This window comes from Okeania sp., assembly GCF_983059655.1.
In genome coordinates this window covers 1-10089 of the sequence record NZ_CEZPJD010000246.1, presented here as the reverse complement: position 1 = coordinate 10089, position 10089 = coordinate 1, and the positions used below count along the sequence as shown (strand labels likewise).

At 37.4% G+C, this 10089-nt stretch carries 5 protein-coding genes; all 5 read right to left on the bottom strand.

The window, feature by feature from the left end:
* Positions 1-37: 37 nt before the first annotated feature.
* Positions 38-2479, bottom strand: a complete 2442-nt coding sequence (locus tag AC3DU7_RS15270) for a phosphoketolase family protein (RefSeq protein ID WP_488040184.1) — start codon at positions 2477-2479, stop codon at positions 38-40.
* A 1192-nt stretch (positions 2480-3671) separates the two neighbouring features.
* Entirely contained in the window at positions 3672-5030 is a 1359-nt protein-coding gene (locus tag AC3DU7_RS15265) for an RNA-guided endonuclease InsQ/TnpB family protein (RefSeq protein WP_488040183.1), read from the bottom strand.
* A 301-nt stretch (positions 5031-5331) separates the two neighbouring features.
* Entirely contained in the window at positions 5332-6030 is a 699-nt protein-coding gene (locus tag AC3DU7_RS15260) for a lysophospholipid acyltransferase family protein (protein ID WP_488040182.1), read from the bottom strand.
* Positions 6031-7055: 1025 nt separating this feature from the next.
* Positions 7056-7658, bottom strand: coding sequence for a sulfite oxidase-like oxidoreductase (locus AC3DU7_RS15255; protein ID WP_488040181.1), 603 nt, complete (start codon positions 7656-7658; stop codon positions 7056-7058).
* 1525 nt (positions 7659-9183) lie between these two features.
* On the bottom strand, positions 9184-10089 hold a 906-nt coding region (locus AC3DU7_RS15250; protein WP_488040180.1), incomplete at its 5' end, for an LCP family protein.

Sequence of the window (10089 nt, the reverse complement as noted above, 5' to 3'; positions counted from 1 at the left end):
GAGTCACAGCAAGAATTTAACTTCTGACTTCTGGCTTCTAACTTCTGACTTCACCGTCAGACCACTTCCAATTAACGATATCAGGTCGGTCAATACCATGCTCGTAGGCATAATTTTGACAGGCTATTTGCTCATTGCGGAATTTTTCCTTCGCATGAGCACCTGCAACCTTTAGCTTCTCTACCCTGTCAATCACATCCATCGCTATACTGAAGCGATCAATATTATTCCGAATAGCTAATTCCAAAGGCGTATTAATATTACCCTTTTCCTTATAACCCCTTACATGGAGATTATTGTGATTAGTACGACGGTAAGTATAGCGGTGAATCAACCAAGGATAACCGTGGAAGTTAAAGATAATTGGTTTATCCAGAGTAAACAAACTATCAAAATCGCGATCGCTCAATCCATGAGGATGCTCCGTCTCTGGTTGTAACTTAAACAAATCAATCACATTGATAAAGCGAATCTTCAAGTCAGGGAAAGCTTCTTGTAACATCATATTAGCAGCCAAAGCTTCCTTCGTAGGAATATCACCAGCAGTTGCCAACACAACATCAGGTTCAACTCCCTGGTCGTTGCTGGCCCAATCCCAAATACCAATACCCTTAGTACAATGCTTAATAGCAGCATCCATATCCATGTACTGCAAGTGCATCTGTTTGTCAGCAACAATTATATTCACATAGTTCTTACTTCGCAAACAATGATTTGCAACCGACAGCAAACAATTAACATCAGGGGGTAGATAGATCCGAGTTACATCCGGTGTCTTATTAGAAATCACATCTAGGAAACCAGGATCTTGGTGAGTAAAACCATTGTGGTCTTGTCGCCAAACTGTTGAAGTAATCAATATATTAAGAGAAGGAATTTTTTCACGCCAACTAAGTTCATTACACTTCTCGATCCACTTAGCGTGTTGACCAACCATCGAACCAATGACGTGAGCAAATGCTTCATAGGTAGAGAAAAAGACGTGTCTTCCAGTCAAGATGTATCCTTCCATCCAACCTTCAAGAGTATGTTCGCTTAACATTTCCATTACACGACCATCACGTGCCAGCTCTCCACCATCTAAATCTTCCGGTAGAAATTCTGCCATCCAAGTCTTCTTACTGACTTCATAAATAGCACTTAGTCTATTAGAAGTATTTTCATCAGGTCCGAATACCCGGAAATTAGTCATGTTATTACGCATGACATCTCGGAGAAATACACCCAAAGGACGAGTATTTTCTGCCTCTATTGTTCCAGGTTTATCTATCTTTATGCCATATTCCTGGAAATCAGGCATATTCAATTCTTTGCAAAGGAGTCCCCCATTAGCATTAGGGTTCGCACTCATCCGACGGGCACCATAAGGAGCTAATTCTCGCAATTCTGCTAATAATTTACCATTGGCATCAAAAAGTTCCTCTGGCTTGTAACTACGCATCCACTGTTCCAGAATTTTGAGGTGTTCTGGATTTTTAGCCACATCAGTCATCGGTACTTGGTGTGCCCGCCAGAAGCCTTCAACTTTGTGGCCATCAATTTCTGATGGTGCTGACCATCCCTTGGGAGTTCGGAATACAATCATTGGCCAGCGTGGCAAGTCAGCATTGCCAGAAGTTCTAGCTTGTTGTTGAATATTTTTAATTTCCTGAACACAATGGTCTAAGGTAGCTGCCATTGCTTGGTGCATACTATCTGGGTCAGATCCTTCCACAAAATAAGGTTCATAACCATAACCCAAAAAGAGATTTCTTAGATCTTCGTGGCTAATTCTAGATAAAATTGTTGGGTTATTAATCTTGTACCCATTCAAGTGCAAAATTGGCAGAATAGCACCATCTGTAATTGGATTAATAAATTTGTTAGAGTGCCAAGATGTCGCCAAAGGTCCTGTTTCAGACTCACCATCTCCAACAACTGGTACACAAATTAAATTTGGATTATCCAGAATTGCACCTGTGGCATGAGAAAGTACATAACCAAGTTCACCTCCCTCATGAATAGATCCTGGAGTTTCTGGCGTACAGTGACTACCAATACCACCAGGAAAAGAGAACTGTTTGAAGAATTTTTCTAAACCTAGTTCATCTTGACTTTTGTCTGGATAAACTTCTGAGTAAGTATCTTCTAAATAAGTTGGAGCTAGTACTCCTGGTGCGCCATGTCCCGGACCGGACATAAAAATCATATCAAGGTCAAATTTTTTGATAACCCGGTTGAGATGTATCCATATAAAGGCTTGACCAGAACTTGACCCCCAGTGTCCCAAAATGCGACTCTTAATTTGTTCGGGTTTTAAAGGTTCTCGTAGGAGAGGATTCTTTTTCAGGTAAATCATCCCCACCATTAAATAGCAACAAGCACGCCAAAAAGCTTGCATTTTTTTGACTTCATCAGGGCTAAGAGGTGTGCCTTCAACTGTTGAACGTGCCTGGCCAAAAGCACTGATCGAAGCTATTCTTTCTGGTGTTGATACCATAATTTTTAGATTCCTTATACAAAATTCTACGTTTTTGTCTTTAGTAAGCAGGACAAATGTCCATTGCTAGGATTAAGTTGAATTGAGCAATTTTAAACATTCATTCTTGTTTCTGCTTACAGTGGAGGTGACATGGCTATACTACTATGCCGATCTAAGTACAAATAACTATAATTAATTTCTACAATAAAACTGTCATAAAAATAGTTAAAATTTCATTAAATTTAGTATTTATAATTATTATCTTTAATTCAATCACAATAATAACAGATATATACCAATGTTTATATATACCAATTATGTTATAGGTGATAGAATGCCCTATTTTATTAGAGGCGTTCATTATAATTTTTTTATTATGTTTAATTAATTCAGCTTATTTGATGAATTTTAACTACTATGATTTTGACTTTCTCAGGCTTAGTTTAAGTCTATAATTTATCTGAATAGGCGCTGGTGAAAAGAGGTATGATATCCTGTTCCTCTTCCAGGGGAGCTGTGCTAACTGATATAGCGCTACGCGCTAGGCAACAGGCAACAGGCAACAGGCAACAGTAAACAGTGAGTGGGTTTGGTGGATTTAGGAATGTCCTAACCTAAACTTGTAGCGCTATAAGAGTGCGAACAAAAAACTTTCTTCTACTACTCTTTCTTATTCTTTATTCCTTCCTGACTCCTAATACCATGCATGAAAAAAGAATGTTACGAATAGTTTGGTCAACAAAAATGGTTAAAGTCAGATGTATATTTAGCACTTGGAGAATTATTTCATGCATGGTCAAAAATGATAATAACAGTTCAATCTAGCTGACTATTGGCTACTAGAAACAGTTTCAGTATTTTTAGTAAACATTTATCAAATTGGTATAAGAGGGTATCTGTAAATAAAATATTCAATCCTGGTGTGGAGTGAGTTACGCAGATTACATGGTTAAAGTTAATAGTTAGCTTTGCGATTCACCGTAACCCACTAAACAGTAAATTTTTGAACATCTCTTAAGATTTATTTGATAGATGCTTTCTAAATAATTAGGGCTTGCTGATTAAATATGAAAGGATTGACTGATATTGGTTGTAGCGTTTAAGGAGTGAAAAAAATACCATATTTTCGGCATAGATGGCTCAGAAAATTAGTATTTGTGGACAAGTGTCGGGTATAACAATCTTGAGTTGACATCCTCCCGACGCTGCTCTAAGAGACAGCGCGGGATTCCCTAGCATTACTGTTAGAGGCTTTCTGTTTCAATGCACCCGCCCTCTGAGATTTACTCTCAGAAGGTCTTACAGTCGCTCCACAGACTGACACTGCGAGTCCCGCAGCCTTCTTGGTGGGCGTTCCCTCTCTTGGTCGGCGTTCCCTCTCTTGGTGAGCATTCCCTTGCGCCTGACGGCGGCGCGGGGTCTCACCGCTTGCGCCTGTCGGCGACGCGGGGTCCGACCGCTTGCGTCTGACGCCGACGCGGGTTCCCATCCGCAAAATATTGATCGAAGCGTTTATGTCGCGGTCATGGTGAGCTGCACATTCAGGGCAATCCCACTCTCTAATATTTAGAGGTAATTTCTCCACTACATGACCACAATTAGAACAACGCTTAGAACTAGGGAAATATCTATCAATTTTGATTAACTCTCGGCCATACCAATCAGCCTTATACTCTAATTGCCTGACTAATTCTCCCCAGTTGGCATCACTAATTGCTCTTGCTAATTTGTGATTCTTGACCATATTTTTTACCGCTAAATCTTCAACTACAATAGTTTGATTTTCTCTAATTAGTTGAGTTGTTAGCTTATGAGTATAGTCAAGCCTTGAATCTTTAATTTTTGCGTGTATCCTAGCTACTTTAAGCCTAGCTTTTTGATAGTTATTAGACCCCTTAGTTTTTCTCTTTAGAGACTTCTGAGCTAACCTCAGTTTCTTGTGTAATTTGTAATGATTCTTAGGGTTAGTAACTTTTTCTCCATCACTGGTAGTAACTAAATTGGTGATTCCTAAGTCAATACCAACTTGTTTGTTAGTTGGTTTGAGTCTCAAATCTCTGGTGTCGTTGACTCTCAAAGATACAGACCATCTACCACTACAGTCAAGTTTGACAGTAATCGTACTTGGTACACAATTTTTGGGTAGTTGCCTACTCCATCTGATAGGTAATGGTTCAGCACATTTAGCTAGATAGACTTGACCATCTTTCCACTTAAATGCCGACTTTGTAAATTCTGCACTACCACCATTACGCTTTCTCTTAAAGTTAGGATATTTGGCACGTCCACTAAAAAAATTAGTAAAAGCTGTTTGTAGATGCCTCAAACCTTGCTGCAATGGTACACTGCTTACTCTCTCAAGAAAATCTAAATCTTCCTGCTTTTTCCAGTTGGTAAGCATAGCTGAAGTTTTTTTGTAGCTGACTCGCTGTTGTTGTTCTAGCCATGCTTGAGTTCTTGCAGCTAAAGCTTTGTTATAGATGAGGCGTACACATCCCAAGGTTCTCCTCAACAGATTTTCCTGTTCCGGAGTAGGGTAAAATCTAAATTTGTACGCTTTTTCAACCATCTACAACTTACTAAAAATTTTTTATACCTTAACATATTGTATGTGAAACCACAACATTGATTGGCATTCATCCCGACGCTCCCTTGCAGGAGAGCGCGGGTCTTCTGCCAACATTTAGATAATTTTTCTGAGTACCTACTCTATAACTCCCTCCAACTCTTGACTCTTAACTACTGCCTACTGCCTACTGCCTGCCTTGGCAAAAAGACTAGTGAAGCGCAAACCCTAATTAAGATGAATATCATATACGCGCTTCAGCAACGGCTCTTGATTTTTAGCTACTTTGATAGCTTGACCTAAACTAATGTTTTTTGTGTAATTCTGTCATAGAAAGTTCTAGATCATCAGTAAGTATCTTTGCAGCTTGCTTTGTAGAATAATCAAGATAATCTTTGACTTCTAAAGGATATCCTATATTAATCTTAACACCACACCTCCATGGTGGAGGAGCTGGACGATCATATAAAATACTAATAGGAATAATTTTTAGATTAAGTTCCTTTTTGCTAGATATTGCCTGTAGTGCTATGCGAGCAACTCCTGATTGAATCGGATAAATTTTGTTATTTTCGGGATATATTCTTCCTTCAGGAAATAGTACTAACATTTCCTGGTTTTTTAGGAGTTGAACACTATGGCGAATACTAGAAATTCCAGGATTATCGCGATCGACAGGAAACCCACCCAAGCGACGAATAAACCAACCTTGAAAACCTAGTGTTTGTTCTTCAGAGACCATATATCGAAGTTTACGCTTAGTCACAAACAAACCTGCTGCATAAGCAATAATTAGAGGGTCCCAGCGAGAACGGTGAGTAGGCGCAAGAATAATTGCATCTGTTCTTGGTATATTTTTTTGACCTCTGATTTCTATTTTGAAATAAAATGGCACTAATATACGGCATGATAAAAAATAAGTTAATGGGGTTAGCCAAGGTGAAAATTCAGAGGTAACTTCTGTAGATGCTTGATAGTTCTTAGGTTTATTGTTTTCAGTCATTGGTGGTATCAAGGTAAGAAGAAGTTTACAGGAGGAATATTTATACAGTCGTACAGTATTTTAACAGACTCGATCAATTTTTTAAGGGTACTGAAAGTAATACTTAATCCAGTTTACTTATGCTGTTTATGAAATAATTTATAGTGGTTTTCAGACATATATAAGTCATACACTCATGCACCACAACCTTAAATAGGGTTTGCGCTTCACTAGTCTTTTTTCAGGAGTAGGGGAGCGGGGGAGTAGGGAATAATTTTTTTGCCCAACTATGCGCTAAAAATGCGCTCCTTTTTGAGCATGAATAGCTGAAAACTATGTACTTTTTCAATGCCTAAAAAGGCTAAAGCCTTTATCTGGTAATTGTTTGATATTTAACCAGCAAGCCCTAAATACCTTAATAGGTGTATTCGATGGAACCTCCCTACTGTGTTCTACTTAAATGAAATTAAATGAAAACTTTTGTAGGATTAGCGATCGCTACTATTAAATCCTAGCCAAATAATTAACAATTTAAGCGTTGCTAATTTGAAGCGTGAAATTCAATTTTGGGTAAATTTTCAGCCAAAACAAAAGCTGAAACTATACCTATTTCCTCCTCTAAAGTTACTGCACAACTGCATAAGTGACCAAAAAAGAAGGTCTCAAGCCTCCCCTTTTAAGGGGATGAAAAAAAATCGGCGTTGGTGATTTCGGCTATGATTGTGCTTTAATGGCGATGGCCTAGCGATTAACTGAAAAGCATTTTATATTTGGCAAAATTTAGGTTTCATCGCTTGATTCACCAACGCCAAAAAATCAAGTTCAATATTTCAACCCTTTGACTTTCCTACGGAATACTGCGCAAACAGGCAGAGGTACTGATAACTGATAACTGATAACTGATAACTGATAACTGAAATGACTCCTGCCCTTTGCCTTTGCCGATCAAAAACTCTGATAGAAAAATCACGATCGATATTAGCAGTTGTAATACCAGACTAGCTTTAATATCTCAAAACGAGAAAACTACTCACCAAAAAATATACTTAAAAACCAGAGCTACTATAACGCTCTTCTGCCCAAGGTTCACCTCTTGTGTGATAACCATTCTTCTCCCAGAAACCTAACTCCTCATCTTTGAGAAACTCTAATCCATTAATCCATTTGGCACTTTTCCAAGCATAGAGGTGAGGAACTACCAATCGTACAGGGCCACCATGATCTGCTGGTAATGGATCGCCAAATAAAGTGTGGGCAAAGAAATTTTCTTCTCTGAGAAAGTCATTCACAGAAATATTAGTAGTGTAGCCTCCATAACAATGCTCCATAATATGTACAGCTTTAGGCTCGACTTCTACACGCTTCATCAAATCTGTAACTTTTACTCCTGTCCACTGAACATCTAGTTTTGACCAGCGAGTCACACAATGAAAATCTGCTGTAAAGTGATTTTGTGGCATGGCCATCAAATCTGACCAAGTAAAGGTTAATGGTTTAGCCAAACCCCATACTTTCAATTCCCATGCATCTGTACTGATATTAGGAGTTTCGCCATAAGTCAGTACGGGAAAGCCTTTAGCCAAGTATTGGCCGGGTGGAACGCGATCGCTATTTTCTGCTTCTGGTTTGTGGAAAAATTTACCTATCATGGTTAAAAACTTTAGTAATACAAGTTCACTTTAAAGATGTCACAAATAGTTGGCAACTAATGATGTGAAAGAATAAGCTGAAATTAGTGTATAACTATTACTTTAAGTCCATCAACTTTCACTTCTGACTTCTGAGTTTTGACTTTTGACTTCCGTGAAACGGTATAACTTACCTTGAATAGCTGAAATTAACTACTTTAGTTTCTGCAATGCCTATATTCTTGAATTATACCAAATCCGGTGATGAAAAGCGAATTTGTCCAAATGCTTCTAACCCTTCTGCCCTCTGCTTTCTGACTTACCTTTATAATCAACTTCCTATGTAAACCGGATTTGGTATTATGTCAGGAATTCATTGGTTTAATGATGAATAAAATTAACAAGTTTTTGCTTTTACTTTTTTAGTTGAGGAACTCAAATTTTACTTAAAAAATTGGATAGTTTGGAGGTCTAAGTACTTCCACTGAGGGCGGCAAAACTCTCAGTAATTTTTCAGTGATTTCACTATTATTATCAAGTATCCAATTCCATAAAAAATCTGGTAATTGCAACTATTTTACACTTTTATTTTTGCACGAATTCTATTTTTTGCGCAATTATGAGCTAAAATTGTACCCTAATTGATACGGTAATGAAGCTTTTACAGTTATGGATCGTAATGGATATAATTTCATATTCTCGATCCCGTTTCTAATAGTTAGATACTAATTCTAAAATGTGGGAATTTATTCGATCTTTAGCTATACTATTTATCTAGATTACTCATTATCTAGAACTCACACGTAAATATCATGAACCTGAACTGTATAATTGCCCTAAGTATTTCTTGTCTGGCTATTTTTGTCAGTGTCAATTCTGATGTCAAAACTCTGGACGGGCTTCCTCGCTTGCTAGCACCCTGCATCGGATTCATTGGATTAATATGGTTTTTCAACCTTATTCCCTGGTTATTGAAGGTTGCTTGTGTACTGATTTTACTTTCTATTCGTAAAACTGTTCTAACTCAATAACTAGATTTTTTTACTGTTAAAATTTTTTTTTGATCAAAACTACCAATACTTTCAGAATATATTTTTACTGAATTAAGGTATAGTATTAGGACTTATAAGGTAGTTTTTCGTAACCTATCCTGTGAAAAATAGATATCATATTCTACGATCGCAGATACTTATTTATAGCATTCACTCATCTTTATCATTATCATCAAAATCAACAAATCTCAGAAAATTTTGTTAGGGTAAAGACATTCTCGGAGAATGTCTTTCTAGATTTAAGCATAATACTACAGCACTTTTTAAGGTGGGGAGGTACAGTTAAGTATTAATCTCTATTCCCTTTATTAGTTTGCTTTCCATTACGTCGAGTCTCTCATATAGAATCAGGTTATATGATATATGTTGATAATTCTATAATTACTTCGATATTCAATCTTCCTCACTCCTCCACTCTTTACCCCAAAATATACTATAGATCCTTAATATTTTAGGTAAATATAGCACCCTAGCTACAAAATTTTACTTTTGTACTACCAATCTAGTGAATTTTGAGATTTATCCTGAATTGATAACCAATCTTTTCCTAACTGAATAGTCACATCTGACCTTAAAGATCCCGTACTTTCTACAAAAACTTCTCCAAACCCTAGAGATTTTTGAACTTCCTGCGCAGCTTGAATATCTCCCTTCTGAGCAATAATTCGAGTCACATCCAAAGCTGAATTCCGAGGTTTAGCAACTTTGACATTCCAATAACCAGAATTATTTAGAGAATTTATTAATTCATCAACAGACTGCCAATCATCTGTACTATCTTGAATTGCTACTCTCATATAATTATAATTATTAGAATCAGAATTTTCTATTTGTTCCAGAGCGTAACCAAAATCGAAGTGTTTAGCAATCATCGTATCTAGAGATCTTAGGTCTGGTAACCAGTAACTAGCATTATATTCTTCAGGGTTACTAAACTCACCAGGAACCATTAACATCTGTATATTAGAGCGCTCAGTTTTAGCAGCAAAATTCATCAAAGCCACTAATTCCTCAACACTCAAATTTGTATCAATATGAGACTGAATTACCGAAAGAATTTTTGGTAGTCGTGATAAAGTTTTTACATTAACGGACTGTTCCATAAATGCGCGCATTAAAAGTTGCTGGCGTTGAACTCGCCCAATGTCCCCTAAATTATCATAGCGGAATCTCAAAAATTGTAGAACCCGATCGCCATCTAGATGTTGTTTGCCCGCTTTGAGATTAATATACAAATGTTGACTATCATCTTGGTATTTCATGTCTTTGGGCACATTAACTGTGACACCGCCAAGAGCATCTATTAATTTTTCTACTCCTTGTACATTGACTCGAATATAACGGTCAATTCCTACTCCTCCAAGAAGTTCGCTCACAGCCTTTGCGCTTTTAGCAGGTCC

What these genes read in the sequence shown, in the direction of transcription:
- AC3DU7_RS15265 (WP_488040183.1), bottom strand. Translation starts at nt 5,030, where the DNA reads ATGGTTGAAAAAGCGTACAAATTTAGATTTTACCCTACTCCGGAACAG.
- AC3DU7_RS15260 (WP_488040182.1), bottom strand. Translation starts at nt 6,030, where the DNA reads ATGACTGAAAACAATAAACCTAAGAACTATCAAGCATCTACAGAAGTT.
- AC3DU7_RS15255 (WP_488040181.1), bottom strand. Translation starts at nt 7,658, where the DNA reads ATGATAGGTAAATTTTTCCACAAACCAGAAGCAGAAAATAGCGATCGC.
- AC3DU7_RS15270 (WP_488040184.1), bottom strand. Translation starts at nt 2,479, where the DNA reads ATGGTATCAACACCAGAAAGAATAGCTTCGATCAGTGCTTTTGGCCAG.